The 17588-nt window shown below is 46.4% G+C and carries 24 protein-coding genes; 21 read left to right on the top strand and 3 right to left on the bottom strand.

All coding sequences use genetic code 11. The features are described 5' to 3' along the window. Positions 1-6: 6 nt before the first annotated feature. On the top strand, positions 7-768 hold the full coding sequence (locus AC6I8J_RS22815) for a hypothetical protein (RefSeq protein ID WP_497826028.1): 762 nt from the start codon (positions 7-9) through the stop codon (positions 766-768). Here AC6I8J_RS22815 and AC6I8J_RS22810 read toward each other — a convergent pair. Then, positions 731-1024, bottom strand: coding sequence for a hypothetical protein (locus AC6I8J_RS22810; protein ID WP_497826027.1), 294 nt, complete (start codon positions 1022-1024; stop codon positions 731-733). The two genes, AC6I8J_RS22815 and AC6I8J_RS22810, sit on opposite strands and share 38 nt — an antisense overlap. A gap of 73 nt (positions 1025-1097) precedes the next feature. On the opposite strand from AC6I8J_RS22810, the gene AC6I8J_RS22805 reads away from it, so the two are divergent. After that, entirely contained in the window at positions 1098-1622 is a 525-nt protein-coding gene (locus AC6I8J_RS22805; protein WP_497826026.1) for a hypothetical protein, read from the top strand. Between the two features lie 16 nt (positions 1623-1638). On the opposite strand, the gene AC6I8J_RS22800 is transcribed toward AC6I8J_RS22805, so the two are convergent. Continuing rightward, positions 1639-2079 carry a hypothetical protein gene (locus AC6I8J_RS22800; RefSeq protein ID WP_497826025.1) on the bottom strand — a complete coding sequence of 147 codons (441 nt, stop codon included), beginning with the start codon at positions 2077-2079 and terminating at the stop codon, positions 1639-1641. A gap of 1234 nt (positions 2080-3313) precedes the next feature. Here AC6I8J_RS22800 and AC6I8J_RS22795 point away from each other — a divergent pair. The 19 genes from AC6I8J_RS22795 to AC6I8J_RS22705 all read left to right on the top strand — a co-directional run bounded on the left by AC6I8J_RS22795 (position 3314) and on the right by AC6I8J_RS22705 (position 16844). Next, entirely contained in the window at positions 3314-3556 is a 243-nt protein-coding gene (locus AC6I8J_RS22795) for a hypothetical protein (protein WP_455941920.1), read from the top strand. Between the two features lie 130 nt (positions 3557-3686). Then, entirely contained in the window at positions 3687-4790 is a 1104-nt protein-coding gene (locus tag AC6I8J_RS22790; RefSeq protein WP_497826024.1) for a DUF3560 domain-containing protein, read from the top strand. 417 nt (positions 4791-5207) lie between these two features. After that, positions 5208-5645 (top strand): LexA family protein, encoded by a 438-nt coding sequence (locus AC6I8J_RS22785; protein WP_497826023.1) that lies wholly within the window; start codon positions 5208-5210, stop codon positions 5643-5645. Further along, a complete protein-coding gene (gene umuC, locus AC6I8J_RS22780) occupies positions 5633-6898 on the top strand; it encodes a translesion error-prone DNA polymerase V subunit UmuC (RefSeq protein ID WP_497826022.1) in 1266 nt (421 codons plus the stop codon). The genes AC6I8J_RS22785 and umuC overlap by 13 nt, the downstream gene beginning before the upstream one ends. Positions 6899-6930: 32 nt before the next feature. After that, the gene (locus AC6I8J_RS22775; RefSeq protein ID WP_497826021.1) at positions 6931-7638 is read left to right on the top strand and encodes a hypothetical protein; all 708 of its coding nucleotides are present in this window, start codon (positions 6931-6933) and stop codon (positions 7636-7638) included. 535 nt (positions 7639-8173) lie between these two features. Then, entirely contained in the window at positions 8174-8524 is a 351-nt protein-coding gene (locus AC6I8J_RS22770; RefSeq protein ID WP_497826020.1) for a hypothetical protein, read from the top strand. 114 nt (positions 8525-8638) lie between these two features. Beyond that, positions 8639-9148, top strand: coding sequence for a J domain-containing protein (locus AC6I8J_RS22765; RefSeq protein ID WP_497826019.1), 510 nt, complete (start codon positions 8639-8641; stop codon positions 9146-9148). Between the two features lie 72 nt (positions 9149-9220). After that, positions 9221-9481 (top strand): hypothetical protein, encoded by a 261-nt coding sequence (locus AC6I8J_RS22760; protein WP_497826018.1) that lies wholly within the window; start codon positions 9221-9223, stop codon positions 9479-9481. Positions 9482-9543: 62 nt separating this feature from the next. Beyond that, entirely contained in the window at positions 9544-10593 is a 1050-nt protein-coding gene (locus tag AC6I8J_RS22755; protein ID WP_497826017.1) for a DNA sulfur modification protein DndB, read from the top strand. 92 nt (positions 10594-10685) lie between these two features. Then, positions 10686-10922 carry a hypothetical protein gene (locus AC6I8J_RS22750; RefSeq protein ID WP_497826016.1) on the top strand — a complete coding sequence of 79 codons (237 nt, stop codon included), beginning with the start codon at positions 10686-10688 and terminating at the stop codon, positions 10920-10922. A gap of 599 nt (positions 10923-11521) precedes the next feature. Further along, positions 11522-12022: a hypothetical protein gene (locus tag AC6I8J_RS22745; protein WP_497826015.1), complete on the top strand. Its 501-nt coding sequence runs from the start codon at positions 11522-11524 to the stop codon at positions 12020-12022. Positions 12023-12099: 77 nt separating this feature from the next. After that, positions 12100-12258 (top strand): succinate dehydrogenase flavoprotein subunit, encoded by a 159-nt coding sequence (locus AC6I8J_RS22740; protein ID WP_497826014.1) that lies wholly within the window; start codon positions 12100-12102, stop codon positions 12256-12258. 303 nt (positions 12259-12561) lie between these two features. Next, positions 12562-12870 carry a type II toxin-antitoxin system HigB family toxin gene (locus AC6I8J_RS22735; RefSeq protein ID WP_497826013.1) on the top strand — a complete coding sequence of 103 codons (309 nt, stop codon included), beginning with the start codon at positions 12562-12564 and terminating at the stop codon, positions 12868-12870. A 2-nt stretch (positions 12871-12872) separates the two neighbouring features. Next, positions 12873-13238: a helix-turn-helix domain-containing protein gene (locus AC6I8J_RS22730; RefSeq protein ID WP_497826012.1), complete on the top strand. Its 366-nt coding sequence runs from the start codon at positions 12873-12875 to the stop codon at positions 13236-13238. Between the two features lie 487 nt (positions 13239-13725). Next, complete coding sequence (locus tag AC6I8J_RS22725) at positions 13726-14133, top strand: hypothetical protein (protein WP_497826011.1); 408 nt, start codon at positions 13726-13728, stop codon at positions 14131-14133. Positions 14134-14240: 107 nt separating this feature from the next. After that, positions 14241-14738 (top strand): DUF1419 domain-containing protein, encoded by a 498-nt coding sequence (locus AC6I8J_RS22720; protein WP_497826010.1) that lies wholly within the window; start codon positions 14241-14243, stop codon positions 14736-14738. Continuing rightward, a complete protein-coding gene (locus tag AC6I8J_RS22715; protein WP_267443496.1) occupies positions 14735-15307 on the top strand; it encodes a hypothetical protein in 573 nt (190 codons plus the stop codon). Before AC6I8J_RS22720 ends, AC6I8J_RS22715 begins: the two co-directional genes overlap by 4 nt. An 817-nt stretch (positions 15308-16124) precedes the next feature. Then, entirely contained in the window at positions 16125-16421 is a 297-nt protein-coding gene (locus AC6I8J_RS22710) for a hypothetical protein (protein WP_497826009.1), read from the top strand. 42 nt (positions 16422-16463) lie between these two features. Then, entirely contained in the window at positions 16464-16844 is a 381-nt protein-coding gene (locus tag AC6I8J_RS22705; RefSeq protein ID WP_497826008.1) for a hypothetical protein, read from the top strand. Positions 16845-16880: 36 nt separating this feature from the next. Here AC6I8J_RS22705 and AC6I8J_RS22700 read toward each other — a convergent pair whose 3' ends face one another. Then, positions 16881-17117 carry a hypothetical protein gene (locus tag AC6I8J_RS22700; RefSeq protein ID WP_089529263.1) on the bottom strand — a complete coding sequence of 79 codons (237 nt, stop codon included), beginning with the start codon at positions 17115-17117 and terminating at the stop codon, positions 16881-16883. Positions 17118-17588: the final 471 nt, after the last annotated feature.

Below are 17588 nucleotides of genomic sequence, written 5' to 3'. Positions count from 1 at the left end.
CATAGCATGTTCGCAATCTTATTAAAAGACCGGGGTTACCCGGTCCATTTATACCTTCAGCACATGATGAAGGAAATAAATCTTAGCCGTTCAGATGCTGGTAAGCGGCTCAGTCAATTTGCATATCAGGCAAGGTTGCGTGATACAGACAGCATCCCTCTGAATAATACGATGACTGATTGGGTTAGAAACCTGAAAACACCTCAGTGGGCTGTGATTGGTTGCATGCAACTATTGGAAATTTCAGGTCGCGTACCCAAGACGTCGCAGGAGTGGGCTTTCTGGGCTTTTAGCCGTATAGATAACAAAATTGCCACTGATAGGCACATCCCTCAAGCTTGGCCGGAAGAGACAGCGAAATATTGGTTAGAACGCGCTGAACGTTATAGTTACTGGTACAACAGGCGAAGCGAAATCAAACAATGCTTGGGCAATTGTGAAAACCCATTACTCGCGGCAAAGCTGATGTATCACATTCTTGGAGAGATTGACAATAGCTGTAGTTATCCTGATCTGTTCTTCAGCCTTGAAAACGGTAAATTGGCTAATGAGCAGGTTGCATCCTCAGTCCGAAATGATGTTGCTTTGAATATGCTTCAGGTTGAACATGTATGTTTGAATGATGCATTAGCCAAGAAAATAGATGGAAGCATAAAAGCCGAGTTAAAAACTCTCGCCGGGATGAACTTAGTGAATTTCGAAAATGGAAATGCAGTTAAAGCCAATATGCTTAATTTACTTTCTCTTTTGAAGGGACGGGTTGATTAATAATCCCATCGACCAGCTCGCGAAGAAAGTTGTTTGCAACTTTCCTCGCGTAATTTGCGCGTTTTATGTCTGAATCAACGTAATTATGGAACGCAAAAAAGAATTTTTCACTATAAAGATAGGCAATTTTTAGTCGATAACGCTCATGGATGAATGAAAGCTGATGCCTTACCCAGTCGTGATCATCAATATGTATCATCACTGGAAGAGTTATATATTTTAAAACGTCCTTCTCTTTTTGGTTCAGCTTTTTCATCGAGAATCCTTGTGAATATGACAGATGCTATATGATTATAGTATGGTCACAAAAAAATTAAACGGGAATAATTATGTGGCAGGAAGTTCTGTGCGCAGAGTTAAGTGTTGGAGCGCACAAAAAACAATTCAATCTGGGGCAATTAGCTAATGAGCTAATAAATGTTTTACCACGTTCGCCAGTTGCCTTTAAGCGGCTTCTTGTGTCGCAGTTTGACGCACGTAAGGAGATCAACAAAGCAGACCTGCATGAAATGATCTGCTTCATAAGCGATAAGCTAGGACATGCAGAGCTTGAAAAACATCTTACGGATGAAAGCGGCGACATGCATCTTGTTGATTCAGATGATGAATGGATTTTTACAGACTCTGCAATTGAACTTTGCAGTGGTGATAGTCTCTTTCTTGATGTGTACGTTAACCGTCACAAGGTTGCAGACCTTAGTGAAACCGGTAACGTAGAAAAATATTTTTCATTGCAAGCATTGCAAGAACAATCAGGTATATTCATTACTCACTATGCGTATAAGCATTTTACATTGATTTTCGAAACTAACTTATCATCCAATAAGCTTAAAATCGATGTTGTCCGGTCTTAAAAGCGCCGTATGGCGCTTAAAAGTCCACCCTTATAGACTCCAGTATCCTCACTGGGTCTCTTCCTCCAGATATATGAGCTACCCGCGCAGAACACTCACGTATTGTCTGGGCAAGACGTGTAAAATGAGTAGGGTTCTTTCCCGCAATTTCACAACACTTGCTTTTAGCCAAGTGAGGATTAATTAATATAGTCTCAATTAACTTTTTATTTGCTGGAGAATCTGAAGACCTTGCTGGAAGAATGGCAAGTAAATTCTCTATGTAAGAATCAATTGAGAACCCAAAATAATGTAAAACGTCAGCAGCATCAGTTATTAATAAGCCTACTCTCTCGCTAGATAATTCAACCCTGCAATTTATATTGTTTTCTGTAATCCAGTTAACATAAGTAACGTGAGTGTCATTGTCGTTGAGCCTTAAAATGGATGATTGCTTGTCTATGTCAATTATGTACACATCATTCTCGCCAATAAATCAAGTTTGCGTACTTATATCATATCGACCCTCGAAATTGTAACAGCTTGCCAAAACTGAGCAGTCTCTTTGCATTGGCTGCACGTTCGATGATACCTGAACCAAAATTTGACGCGCCCCGCCTCGCGGCGGGGCGTACCAACTTAATGTGCCCGAGGTGGCGGCGGTGCGTAGGTGCCCGGTGCGGCCACGGGTGACGTTCCGCTTCCTCATCGCGGTGTTCGCTCCTCGCTGCGCTGCGGTGCGCCTCACCGCGATTTGCGGCGAGCGTGACCGGCGCGGAGACGGGGATCATCACAGGCCCGCGCGGCGGCGGGCGCTTCTTAACGGCGGGTGCCCGAGGTGGCGGCGGTGCGTAGGTGCCCGGTGCGGCCACGGGTGACGTTCCGCTTCCTCATCGCGGTGTTCGCTCCTCGCTGCGCTGCGGTGCGCCTCACCGCGATTTGCGGCGAGCGTGACCGGCGCGGAGACGGGGATCATCACAGGCCCGCGCGGCGGCGGGCGCTTCTTAACGGCGGGTGCCCGAGGTGGCGGCGGTGCGTAGGTGCCCGGTGCGGCTACGGGTGACGTTCCGCTTCCTCATCGCGGTGTTCGCTCCTCGCTGCGCTGCGGTGCGCCTCACCGCGATTTGCGGCGAGCGTGACCGGCGCGGAGACGGGGATCATCACAGGCCCGCGCGGAGGCGGGCGCTTCTTAACGGCGGGTGCCCGAGGTGGCGGCGGTGCGTAGGTGCCCGGTGCGGCCACGGGTGACGTTCCGCTTCCTCATCGCGGTGTTCGCTCCTCGCTGCGCTGCGGTGCGCCTCACCGCGATTTGCGGCGAGCGTACTTAGCAGGCATGTTATTTATAATAATGCTCTACATTGAAAAATGAGGAAATTAATAAAACCGCTTAGCAGTAAGAAAGGTTTCAGTAATATAATATTAAATCTATTCGCTTTTATTTTAATATTACCTATGATAAGGTAATATGAATTAAAGCGGAGGGTGATTTATGTTTGCTATAATGAAAGGCCACACTGTAGAGGTAACTCTTAACAATCGCAGGCATTGTGTAAAACTCAACAGTATAAAGGATGCTCTTACATACCTGGAAGTCATCAACAAAATAGCTCTACGTAAAGACCAGGCATCTCTGCCTGACGATTTTACAGAAGTTCTTCTTACGCATCTGAAGAAAATTGGTCGCATAGGGGCAAAAAGGAACGTAAGCCACAATGTTTTACATGAAAAGGCGCGTCTGCTCAGTTCACTGGCAAATGGCAGGGGGGCATCTTCTCATGCGTAGGAAAGTGAAGATCATCTGCCTCAACCGCTTAGGCGTAAAGCTGGGGTCAATGATGATAACAACCGATACTGTTGAAACTGATCCGAAAATTATTTTTGAAAAAAACAGAAAGGCAATCAAACAGCTTTATCCTGCAACTGTGAAAGTAAAGATTTTGGAGAAAAAAAACTGATCGCTTACAGCGATTTTTTATCGTAAGTTATCATATTTCACTTTTATTTTTACCTATACATAGGTAATATATACAGATAGCGATAGGATTTTAGCAATCGGGCATTGTGCCCATAACCGGAGATATACCCATGTCAGATAAAGACTCATCCTCATTCAATTTAGATTCGCTTCCTCTTGAAACCCTGCTCGAAGGTATTAACGCAAAGATTTATTCTTACCCCGAAAGCATGACGGGAAATTTTGCAGTTCGCAATTCCACCGATTTTCAAAACGCTAAAATTTATGCAGAAGTGAGTAGCGGTCACAGGGTACAGATTGCTGAAGTGAATTGTAATTCCCGCGCTCAAGATGCTGTTAAAGTGTTAACTGAAGCATTCCAGCCTCTGCGCGAAGCATTAGAGCAGCAAAAGGCAGCAAGGCAGGCTGACCGCGAACACCTTAACCATTATGAACGCCGCCAGGAAGAACGCCGTGATCGCTATAATGACTTAGCATTTAAAAAGCGTCAGGCAGCTTTAAACGCGTTTGATGCTAGTCACAACGCAGTTGCGCATATTCCATTTGGACAACCTGTTCTAATCGGCCATCATAGCGAAAGAAGGCACCGGGCTGTACTCTCTCGTTCTCACCGCCTGATGGACAAAAGCTGTGAATTGTCTAAGACAGCAGATTATTATGAAAATCGCGCTGATAGTGTAGGGCGGGCCGGTATCTCCTCAGACGATCCCGAGGCGGCAAGAAAGCTTGCGGAGAAGGTAACAAGCCTGAAAAAATCACATGCCATGATGATTCAAGCTAACAAGATAGTTAGGCTGAAAAATGTAAGTGATGAAGGCAAGCAGGAAGCGCTATTTTGCCTTGGATACTCTGAAGCAATGATCAAAGAGATATTAGAGCCGGTTTACGGTGGTCAGGGCTTTGCAAGATATCAATTAAGTTTAAGCAATAAAGCCATTAAAACAGCCGAAGATAGAATTATAGCTATTGAGAAAGCTAAAACACTCAGCACAGAAGAAATTTCCTATAATGGGTTTACTGTGCAAAATGATACGGATGATAATCGTATCGTCATTCGTTTCGAATCAAAGCCAGCGGAGGACGTCAGAAAATTGCTGAAAAGGAATGCATTCAACTACAGCCCTTCGCGTAAAGGGGCTTGGGTAAGAAAAATTACACCTAATGCACTTGCCTCAATGAAGTATCTACTAAAAAACTTATGTGAAATTATGTAAAAAATAAGGCGGCAAATGCCGCCTTATTTATTTATATTGTTACTCTAAGCTCAACAATCTATAAAGTAGGTGATTATGAAACATTTAAGCTATTTTGATTCGGCTGAGGACATGCAGATAGATCGTAAAAGAGTCATAGCCGAGTTTAAAAAACATCATACAGATGAGCGGGATATAAAAGAGTTCTTTACAAAATACCCAGCCGATCACAACCAATTCGAAGCACAAGAACTGCTCATTTTCCTTGGATACTAAATCGTAGTCTGTTGCGCATGCGCAACTTTAAGATTCACAACAGTCTTATCACGTTGAATAAACCAGCTTTTTCTACAAACGCACAGTGACTTTGCTGTTCCGTCTTGCAGGCAAAAATCTCCCTCTCTATACTGTATAAAAAACCAGTGTTAGGGAGGGGCTATGCAGATTGAAATTTATACACCATCAACGACTGATATCACGCAGCATGCATTATTTTATGTAGAGCCGGTCTATGCCGGTTTCCCATCTCCGACAAGCGGCTATGAAGCTTCTGAACTAAACCTCCATGACTACTGCGTAAAAAACAGAAACGCCACCTTTTTTGTAAGGGCGTCCGGCTCCTCGATGATTGAAGCAGGAATAAGTGATAATGATATTTTGGTAGTAGACAGATCTCTGAAGCCTGTTCCGGGTAATGTTGTTATAGCAGCAATGGATAATGAGTTCACTGTCAAGCTGTTAAACGTAGTGTCTGGTAGACCTGTTCTAATGCCAATGAATCGCGCGTATAGCCCTATCTATCCAGATCCAGATAGCTTAATCATATGGGGTGTCGTTACATATATTGTCAAAAAGGCAGAGATATGTTTGCCTTAATCGATATAAACTCTGCTTTCGCCAGTTGCGAAACAGTTTTTAGACCGGACCTTTATAATAAACCGGTTGTAGTTTTAAGTTCGAATGATGGCAATATTATTGCAAGGAATAAGCTTGCGAAGAGCTTAGGGATTAAAATGGGAGATCCCTATTTTAAGCTTAAGGGATTTTTGAAGCAAAACAACGTAGCCGTTTTTTCGTCGAATTACACTCTATATCATAGCTTTAGCCAGAGGTTTTATAATTTAATCGAGTCGGTCTCCCCTAAAACAGAAATCTACAGCGTAGATGAAGTATTTTCACAGATAGACAATATCGATAATGTAATAACGTTTGATAATTTTGGAAAAGAGTTAAGGGAGTTAATACTGAGACATACTGGCCTTACAGTCGGGATCGGAATAGCCCCAACTAAAACTTTAGCCAAAGTATGTAATCATCATGCAAAAAAATGGGATATTTTCGGCGGAGTTGTAGCGCTGAACAATCCAGAAAGAATTAGACGCATGTTACTTAAAACAGACGTCGAGGATGTTTGGGGAGTAGGGCGACGATTAACCAAAAAACTTGCGTTAATGGGTATCAAAACGGCTTATGACCTGGCCCAATCAGACACCCGTTTGATCAGAAAAAGTTTCGGTGTTGTCCTTGAGAGGACTGTCAGAGAGTTGCGCGGCGAAGTATGTTTCAGGCTTGAAGAAAATCCGCCCGTTAAGCAACAGATTGTAGTCTCGCGTTCGTTTGGCAGCCGTGTAACAGCGTTTGACGAAATGCAAAGGGCTGTATGTGGCTATGCAGTCAGAGCCGCAGCTAAATTGCGCAGCGAAAAGCAGTACGCTCGTATCATCAGCGTTTTCATTAAATCATCGCCTTTCTCAGTGAATGAGCCACCTTACAGCAATATAGCCACTATCAAATTAACAACTGCCACACAAGATACCAGAGACATTATTGAAGCCTCTCAGCGCGCTCTGTCTAGGATTTGGCGCGATGGTATAAGGTATGCAAAGGCAGGAGTGATGCTCGATGATTTCTCTGGAAAAGAAACTCAGTTCAATCTGTTTGATGAGCACCGGCCAAAACCCAAAAGCGAGCAGTTAATGAGAGTGCTCGATCAGCTTAACGCCTGTGACGGAAACCATCTCTTTTTTGCAGGAGAAGGTATAGATAACACTTTCACTATGCGGCGCGAGCTATTGTCTCCGTACTACACAACAAATTGGAATGACATACCCAAAGCTAGGGTATTATGATTGTTTAAAACAAGCATTCTGGTGAGGGTATTATGAGCGCAGATGGAAGAGAAGACAGTCTAAAAAGTCATTTCGACTCAGAACTAATTAAAGCCTGTGAATTATTAGGTGGCTTGGAAGTCAGGATGCCGCTGAATAGTCAAGATGAGTTCTTCAATGCTGATACCTTATTTTCAACGTTTGACAGATTTTTTTTAGTTGAATTTAAGACTGAAGATAAAAGCTTGAAAGCTGAGCGTAGAAAACCCGCAGCATGTGTACTCTGCACAAATATAGAAAATAACACCAAAATTACAGCTTTACATGATAGCTGTCATTTCGCTATGTGGGGTTACATGGAAGATGATGAACTGAGGGGGGAATATGACTGTTACAGAAAATGTGTATGTAATCAGAAAGTTCTCCCGAAATGTGCCTCAGCCGTAAAACAAAATCTGAAGCCAGATCCTCTAGACTATTCTTATCTGGCATGTGGTGCTGCGAAGAACGAAGTAGGTATTGATTCTGAGAACTTCCAGATCTACCTGGAATGGTTATTGGGTGAACGGGGTGACGGTGGCGGTGGCGGTGGCGGTGGCAGAACAGGGGATTTAAAAGCTGCTATTTATGCAAGCTCAACGACGCACAATATTCATACCGAAATGTTTGAATCCCGTGCAGCACTACATAAATGGGCCATAGGCGACAGACCTACGCCAAATAACAGCACCACCTACACACCCCGTAAAAGAAGGATGTAAAAACATTTCACACGCGCAAATTTCTTCTTTTATTTTTCGCATTGGCATCAATGGCCCCCTTCGGCTCCCCGGCGCTGCCGGGTCGTCGAGCCATACTCCGCTAAGCGGCATAGCCGCTAAGCTCCGCCGAACCCCGCAGGCGGGTTTCGGGCCTCCCGGCTAATGTCTGATGGCTGAGGTCAAGGGAGTGCAGCCAGCCTTGCGGCTGTCGCGTTAAAGGGCCATGCAGCCAGCCTGACGGCTGTCGCATTAACCGGTCGCAGGCTCCCTCTGAAGGCTCACGCCTTGCGTGAGAAGTACTGTGCCCTGTCTAACCTCTCTGACGTGCCACTTCCCCGAGTCCCTCCACCGCGCCTGACGATGCCATACGGGCTGTGCCGGTCAAGGGTCGCTGACGCTGAACGGCTGCACCCGGTCCCTCCGGGCTGCGGCTTTGCCGTTCCCCCGTGACAGTCACCTGCCGCCCGTGAGGCACCTCGGGCTTTGCGGCGGGGGGAACGGGGAATCATCAGCAACAACAACGGGAGAGAAAGACATGGCACAGCAAAACATCAACGTCAAGGTCAAGGGCGCAGCGAAAGGCCCAAGGAATCTTTCGGAAGTGCTTATAAAGAAAGAAAAGATAAACCTATCAGATATACAGGGTTCGATTGTAGGGAATTGCGATGAGGTCGCCGCTTATTTAAAACATAATTATCCGTGTGGAGTCTTCACAGTAATTGTATGGACTCTTGAAGAAATCAAAGTTCTTGCTCAGGCAGAAGGGTTATCATTAAGTGATCAGATAGCGGGGGATGTTTTATTTGATATCGCTGTCAATGAAATTCATGAGCACGGACAAAATGAAGAGAGCGCCTTATCATATGTTTTTTCTTCTAAAAACTAGAGTTTATTTTAGTTCTGACCTGGTAGATTAATAACAGTTTATATATAATATATTTGTTTTCAGGCGCAATGCCTAAACCGGACACCCGCCGTAATTCGGGATAGTAGGTAAGAAATGAAAATCACTATTTCACATGCAATTTCAGTTTTAAATATCTCAGGCGCAATTACTGAAGATTCAATCAAACGCGCTTACAGAAGCCTCGCCAACAAACTCCATCCAGACCGTAATCCGGGAAATGCTAAAGCCGCCGACGAAATGAAGTTAGTCAATGCAGCTTATCATTTCATTAAAACTCAGAACCTTTTAGCAATCCAACGTGCAGCCGCTGAAGCACATGACGACAATTTAGTGTGCGTGATTGCAAGCCTGAACCAACTTTCCGGCATCAAGTACGAACAGATTGGGCGCTGGGTATGGATCACCGGGGACACACGGCCTCACAAAGAAATTCTTAAGGCTCTCGGCTGCATGTGGTCACGTCAAAAGCAGCTTTGGTACTTTCGCCCCAACGAACATAACGCGCGTCATAATCGCCGCACACATGAGCAAGACGAACTCCGGAAAAAATTCGGCACAAGCGGTGAGCGCAAGAGCGCAGGCATGGCAGAGTTACAAGCCTAGTTAATCCGGCGGGGGATTGACCCCCGCCAGCTTAAATATCGGACACCCGCCGCAATTCGGGAAGGAATTTAAATGAAAAATTACAGAAAAACTATTACCGGCACGATCACAGAAATCAATGGTACTCATCAGTTGCATTTTAATGGTTTATATAAATTATCTGGCGGTAAAAACACTCTTAATTTTCCAGTTTACCAGGGAATTCCCCTTCATAACCAGATTGAATCAATAATGCTAGTTAATAAAATGTGCACTAATGTCACAAGAGTCTGCATCTTAAGGGATATAAACAAAGTTAAGGATATTGAAATAACCTACAACTTGCCAGCCTGAGTGAATTAAAAAATGTGAAACGGTCTGTTGACCGTTTCAAATCTAAATATTGGAGCTACATAATGTCCCATTTTACTTATCCATGCTTTATTGGTGTTCAGGGCGGTCAGAAGATTATTACTATCCAGGTGCCATTCTCGCACGTTGAACGTTTATTAGTGTGTGACAACACAGGCCATGTCCTTGAGCGAAGTCAGCGGGAACGTAGTATGAAACGCGTCAACGACTTTGCTAAATATCTTCTTGATGCAGTAGAACATGATAAACCTTTTATCGTTCCACCTCTCATCGGCAATTGCGAAGGTGAATTGCAGATTGACTTATGGGGCGAAACCTTTTTAGGCCAGGTGACATTTCCGATGGAAGCGCGAACAGTCCTTTTTGACGGTCAGCACCGACAGGGCGGCATTGTGCAGGCGGTAAAATGTGATCCACGCCTTGCCTCTCATAAGGTGACGATAGTGCTAACACAGAATTTAGATTTGCCGACCCGGCAACAATTCTTTTCCGACATAAACAGTAATGCCTCAAAACCGAGCGCCTCAATCAATATGGCATATAACCGTTCCAATGAGGTCAGCCAGCTTGTGAAACGGGTAATCAGTTCGCATCCTCTACTGCTTAAAAAGACTGATTTTGAGCGTCCTGTTGTGACCGGAAAGATCAATAATTACTATGTTTCTTATAAGGCTGTCTGCGATGCTACCAGCCGATTTATAGCGTTTCTCAGTGATGACGACTCAGAGACCATAGAGACAAAACTTTTTTTAATCTGGAGTGCCTGGGTAAAGTTTTCCCACTTAGGGCAGGGGACCGAGATTGCTTACGCTTCGTATAAGTCCTGGTTTGTAACCTTCCATGCCGTGTCTATTGTAGGGTTTGGGTTTGCCATGAAAATTCTCCTTGAGCGCAATTCTCTAACAGAAGTAATCGCCATGCTTGAGAACATGAAATCGGATACGTGCAATGCTCAGTCTGACTACTTTGAACATGAAAACTGGAAGGGGATATGTGTTAATCCTGATACCGGCAACATAATTGCAACAGTCAAGGCACAGAAAGCCGTGGGTATAAAGCTGGCCGCAACAATTCAATCAGGTAGTTTTAGCTGAAGTTACATTAAGCCGCAGGAATGCGGCTTTTTGTTTGTAAGGTGATCAATGCTGCTCATACAATACGTGATGCACAGCTTTAGGGATAAGTCATGAAAGTTATATTTGAAAATATTCACACAAAAAACACGAAACAATTCATTTTTACAGTCCATCAGAAAAATGATGGTTCATACCTCATTGCACATGTCAGTTACAGAATTATGCCAGATGCTTCGCGCCGTGTTGTAGCGCAAAAAGAATGGACAGCCAACGATCTACAGGAGTTGAAGGAAGGTGAGTTTATGAACACCCGGCAGGGAAAGCTTTTCGCCAGTTCTTTAACTTGAAAATTCAGGTGCTAAGCCTTTCGATTGATCCCCCCTCAGTCAATGAAACCTGCCAATTTTCCCTTTTTGCGCATGCGCAACTTTCAGTTTTTTCCTTTCACCTTTAAACGGCATGCTGGCCCCCTTCGGCTCCCCGGCGCTGCCGGGTCGTCGAGCCATACTCCGCTAAGCGGCAAGCCGCTAAGCTCCGCCGAACCCCGCAGGCGGGTTTCGGGCCTCCCGGCTAATGTCTGATGGCTGAGGTCAAGGGAGTGCAGCCAGCCTTGCGGCTGTCGCGTTAAAGGGCCATGCAGCCAGCCTGACGGCTGTCGCATTAACCGGTCGCAGGCTCCCTCTGAAGGCTCACGCCTTGCGTGAGAAGTGCTGTGCCCTGTCTAACCTCTCTGCCGTGCCGCTTCCCCGAGTCCCTCCACCGCGCCTGACGATGCCACACGGGCTGTGCCGGTCAAGGGTCGCTGACGCTGAACGGCTGCACCCGGTCCCTCCGGGCTGCGGCTTTGCCGTTCCCCCATGACAGTCACCTGCCGCCCGTGAGGCACCTCGGGCTTTGCGGCGGGGGGAACGGGGAATCATCAGCAACAACAACGGGAGAGAAAGACATGTCACAGCAAAATATCAACGTCAAGGTCAAGGGCGCAGCGAAAGGCCCAAGGAATCATTTTGAAAACCATACAGGAAATCTCTGGTATAGCCCTGATAAAGATGCGGCCTGGTATGCGCACTGGAATGGTGTTGAGTGGGATTTAGAAATTGCCGGTATTGGGCTGGCAAATATGAAACAAAAATATCCCGATCTGGTTTTGATAACGAGAGAAGATTTTGACCTGATCCGCTATCACCTGAACTGCAAACCAGTTACAGAAATTTCGGAGGAAACGTTCACTGACATGCTGGAAGTATTGCCGCCCTTAAGATACTGGCAGTGTCCGGCTAACAAACAGGGCTGCTCATTTCAGCTCGAAGAAATTTTTTCAGGTGGAGTTGTTGATATTTACGTTGCGTGGGAGGGGAAATTCTATTCGCTGAGAGATGACCTGGACCTGAATCACGCCGAAATCATTGAGAAAGTAAAAGTTTCGCGTGGGATTTTGCAGAAATGAAAAGAGCAGGGTTGCCCCCCTGCTCTATCACCCGTCATACGCAGGCGTATGACTTTCACATTAACTCTGGAGCCAACATGAATACTGAAGAACATATCCTGACATATGCAAAAAACTTTGTAAATGGCCTTAGAAACGGGCGTGCTTCCATGCCAGCTATGAAAGTACATGAATGGAATGTGTTTATGCGACTTGTTCGAGAGCAAATGCAACAGCAGGAAATTACCATACATTAAAATAAGACATCTCATATTCTTCGGGACTAAGGCTGATATATCCGCTTTAGTCCCGTGATCATGACCAATGAATAGCTGATGTTCATTTAAAATTTGCGCAAATTTTAATTACAACACCCAAGTACTACCCCGCATCAACAGGTGCCAAATGTAAGCTCATAGCTCAGGTTAGATATTTTGGGCGGATATGAGGGGCTGTCTTGCAGTCATAAATCACTATAATTACAGTAAAAAAGGGTTGATATGTCCCGCAGTGGGACTATAATAGAGGCAAGTCCCACATTGGGACATTGAGAGGGAGCTATGAGAGTTATATCAATCGCTACTTTGCGCAATTTCTGGGAAAACAAGCTTTATCGCGACGCAGAACAACCACTTAAATCATGGCTTGATGAAGTCAAAAAGGTTCACTGGAAAGAACCCGCAGACATTAAAGATTTGTACGGGAGCGCCAGTATACTTAAAAACCGCCGTGTAGTATTTAATATCAAAGGTAACGACTATCGTCTTGTCGTAGCGATTGCATACAACACAGGTATAGTTTTCGTTAAGTTCGTCGGAACGCATGCTCAATATGACAGGATCGACGTTAACACTGTAGAACCGGAGTGATTATGAACATTAAACCTATTCATACTGAAGCTGATCACAAAGCAGCACTGGCAGCGATTGCGCCACTGTTTGAGCTAGATCCAATGCCAGGCACCGAGGAGGGCGACTACCTCGAAGTAATGGCGGCGCTTATCGAACAGTACGAAAATAAGCACTACCCGATTGAAGCGCCCGATCCAATCGAAGCTATTAAGTTTCGCATGGAACAGGCAGGTCTCACGGCCACTGACATGAAACCCGTGTTTGGAACAACCAGCCGTTTCTATGAGGTGGTTAACGGGAAGCGCAACCTTACCCTGCCAATGATCATCAAGCTTCATAAAAGTTTCAAAATACCTGCTGAAGCATTACTGAATCTGAGTGTGTAGTTTTTGGCCCCCTTCGGCTCCCCGGCGCTGCCGGGTCGTCGAGCCATACTCCGCTAAGCGGCAAGCCGCTAAGCTCCGCCGAACCCCGCAGGCGGGTTTCGGGCCTCCCGGCTAATGTCTGATGGCTGAGGTCAAGGGAGTGCAGCCAGCCTTGCGGCTGTCGCGTTAAAGGGCCATGCAGCCAGCCTGACGGCTGTCGCATTAACCGGTCGCAGGCTCCCTCTGAAGGCTCACGCCTTGCGTGAGAAGTGCTGTGCCCTGTCTAACCTCTCTGCCGTGCCGCTTCCCCGAGTCCCTCCACCGCGCCTGACGATGCCACACGGGCTGTGCCGGTCAAGGGTCGCTGACGCTGAACGGCTGCACCCGGTCCCTCCGGGCTGCGGCTTTGCCGTTCCCCCATGACAGTCACCTGCCGCCCGTGAGGCACCTCGGGCTTTGCGGCGGGGGGAACGGGGAATCATCAGCAACAACAACGGGAGAGAAAGACATGTCACAGCAAAACATCAACGTCAAGGTCAAGGGCGCAGCGAAAGGCCCAAGGAATGCATGTTTAAAGGCAGAAAACAAAATACTGAATTTCAGAAATGGGACTGTTGAAACAGGCGATATCTTCTATTCATCCTGGGGCTACGAACAAACGAACATCAACTTTTACCAAGTAACGCATCTAAAGGGGAAAAGCACGGTCGTCGTTCAGGAAATCCGGTGTCAGCAAATTACAGCATCCGGCGCTATGAGCGGCACTGTAGAACCTGTAAAGGGTGATTTTATCGGAGATCCCTTAACAAGACGTGTTAAAGAATGCGCACAGGTTCCCATGATTGTCATAGACGAATGCGAGAACGCTTATAAAAAAACAGATGCAAAAAAGTTTTATTATTCATCCTATGGTTAAGGTTAACGTAAAATAATTAAATTAATAATCTGATTAAGCCTGGTATGTTTACCCGGCTTTTAATATAATAGCTGCATGGCATTGGGCCACTAACCGAAGGTAATATTATGAAAGCTGATTCAACCGCGTCATATATAAAGAAATACTCTCACCTGCCAGTATCTGAATTAGTATTATACATTCCAGGCAAATCATCAATTCAGGATACTGTAGTTGTTCGCGATGGCTCATATGTTGGTCAATACTCAAACAAGACTCTTGAGCAATATCGCGAAGAACATCCCAGCATGATAATCACCTCTTTTGATGAAGCCATTATGCTGACTGAGGAATTAGTCAAAACGGATGTAAGTGAGATCACTGAGGAAAGATATAACGATATGCTGGAGTGCCTTTGGCCTATCGACTGGAAGCAGGGCAGCGGAACGGATTCATTTAAATTCAGAGAAATGTATTCAGGTAATATTACTGATATTTTTGCATTTATTAAGGATGAAGTCTCAGGCGAGCGGCGCTACTTTACTTTCCGCGATAATGTCAGAATGGCACACAGCGAAATTATTGCAAAATGTTCGGCTTTCATCGCTAAGGGGAAAAACGCATGAGTACGATCAGTAACGTCTCAATGGTGTATAAACTCGCTGGCCTGGAAGGTGAAGCGTTAACGCTTTTAGCGCTGATTAATACAGTAGCTGATCTGGACATGGAAGTAATAACGGCGCGCACTGAGAAGCTTTGCAAAAGCGTTTCAGACCTTGTATGGAGTGATAGCAATCTAGGGAAACACGGGTTGACTATCCTTGAAAGCATTGAATCTACAGCTTTAACACTGAATCCATCATGCTGGCTTGATCACATGCCGGAAGATATCTCTATTGTGTTCAATGAGGAGCATTTAGCGTTTTTACATGATGAGACTGAGGAATCAAAAACGGTGAAAACTTGCGCTACATCCGATAAGGGTTGGAGCTTGAACGGCCAACGTTATTACGGCGGCTGCATAGATGCCGGTGAAGAAATTTGTGACCTCGTTTATGCTTGTGAATGTCCCGCATGTGGTGCTAAAGCACAGCGAACTGAATATGATCGGGTCGAAGGTGGATCACTTAACAGCTATGTAAAAACTCAGTGCAATGCGTGTGGCCACCATAGCGATAGCGGTAGATATTTCTGAGTAAGCAAGGCGGCTGTAATATGCCGCCTCTAGACAAATAGTTTTAATTTACGCAAATTGTAACTCTTGTATCTGGTTTTGCCTGATTTTGTCGATTACCTGCATCAGAATAAGTATCGCGTCCGGTTCGGCTCCAGAAAAACCGCAGGCCCTTCGGGCCGGGAAAAGCCGGTGCTGGCGCACCGGCATTATCCCTCCGCATTTTTTAAAGGTTTAGTTTGACCATAATTTTAGTGTTGCGACGGATTGATTCTTTTTTCATCAAGCCTCGATTATGGTCCTAAATTTTAATCTCCAACAGCAACAGCAACAGCAACAGCAACAGCCGGAGACTGGCCCCCTTCGGCTCCCCGGCGCTGCCGGGTCGTCGAGCCATACTCCGCTAAGCGGCATAGCCGCTAAGCTCCGCCGAACCCCGCAGGCGGGTTTCGGGCCTCCCGGCTAATGTCTGATGGCTGAGGTCAAGGGAGTGCAGCCAGCCTTGCGGCTGTCGCGTTAAAGGGCCATGCAGCCAGCCTGACGGCTGTCGCAGTAACCGGTCGCAGGCTCCCTCTGAAGGCTCACGCCTTGCGTGAGAAGTGCTGTGCCCTGTCTTACCTCTCTGCCGTGCCGCTTCCCCGAATCCCTCCACCGCGCCTGACGATGCCACACGGGCTGTGCCGGTCAAGGGTCGCTGACGCTGAACGGCTGCACCCGGTCCCTCCGGGCTGCGGCTTTGCCGTTCCCCCGTGACAGTCACCTGCCGCCCGTGAGGCACCTCGGGCTTTGCGGCGGGGGGAACGGGGAATCATCAGCAACAACAACGGGAGAGAAAGACATGTCACAGCAGAACATCAACGTCAAGGTCAAGGGCGCAGCGAAAGGCCCAAGGAATCTTTCGCAAAACCAACACACACTGAATTTTGATGAGGTTTATAATTTTCTGAGAGCGCACTATAAGCCCTCGCGGTTTTCAGAACGCGATCAACCTGGTATATGGCACGATTATTCACATAGCGTGACTCGGTCACATATTGAATCTTTGCAGCGTTACGGTGTTTCATACATTTCTAAATTCGAAGACAGAGCAGGAATTGGGCTTAAGTTTAATGACCAACTCCAGATTTTGAGTTAATAAACTTTTATCAGGCATTAGGCCACTAACCGGGAGAGCATTATGCATATTGTTGAAACCAGAACACCAATATCAACCGTACAGAATATTAAACTTTTCTATATCGACTGTTCATCTGAGTGTGAGGGTTTGGATCTGCTGGAGCGAAAAGCTTTTGTTACTCAGTTTGAAAAGCAGTTTAACGAGGCGCTGATAGCCGTCACGGGTGAAGATTTATGTCATGGGTTTTGCATCTGGTCGAAAGGATGGACTTCTAATTTTGGTTTAAAAAAGCATCATGATGTTGTTTTTCGCAATGTGTTTGACAAAATACAGAGTGAATTTTCATTCTCTCCGCCCATTGTTAATAAAATTTGTGCCTCCTGCATGGAGAACTATTGCGGAAACTGCTCACAAAGTAATGGCAATAAAATAGCTTACTAGGAAATCAGGTCTGGGTTTCCAGACCTGATTTTAGGCTTAATCAGCAGTGACTGATTTGGCTGGCTCTGACAGATTCAGCTTTGCCGCTATCGCTTTTTTCATTTCGGCAATTGCTCCTCTCACGACTTTTTCAAAGTCTTCGTTTAAGTTAATTTTCAATCCCAGTTCGTTTAGCTCCTTTCGCAAGCTGTCATATTCATCTTTCAATTCCCCATCACACGCGAACTGGATCTTCTTACGCCGCGATTCGGTTGCAGAAACAATCTTAGCCATCTTGGTAACTCCAAATGATACGAATAGGTATCATAAGATCGTAAGTCAATTAGAGCAACTACTGACACACACACGACCGCTAGGTATGTGTGCAAATAAACAGCCCTTACATAGCCAAAGAAAGCCGTTATACAAGGAGCCGCCAGAATATCCGCCTGACGCCCGAACGTGGCAGGCGGTCGCGGTCGATGCCGCCGCCGCCAGTGCATCCCACCTGACGCCCGGACGTGGCAGGCGGTTGCGGTCGATGCCGCCGCCGCCAGTGCATCCCACCTGACGCCCGAACGTGGCAGGCGGTCGCGGTCGATGCCGCTGCCGCCAGTGCATCCCACCTGACGCCCGGACGCGGCAGGCGGTCGCGGTCGATGCCGCTGCCGCCAGTGCATGCCACCTGACGCCCGGACGCGGCAGGCGGTCGCGGTCGATGCCGCTGCCGCCAGCGCATGCCACCTGATGCCCGGACGTGGCAGG

This window comes from Pantoea sp. X-Soil-ISGK-355 (genome assembly GCF_059730805.1).
This window is presented reverse-complemented; position numbering and strand designations above follow the sequence as displayed.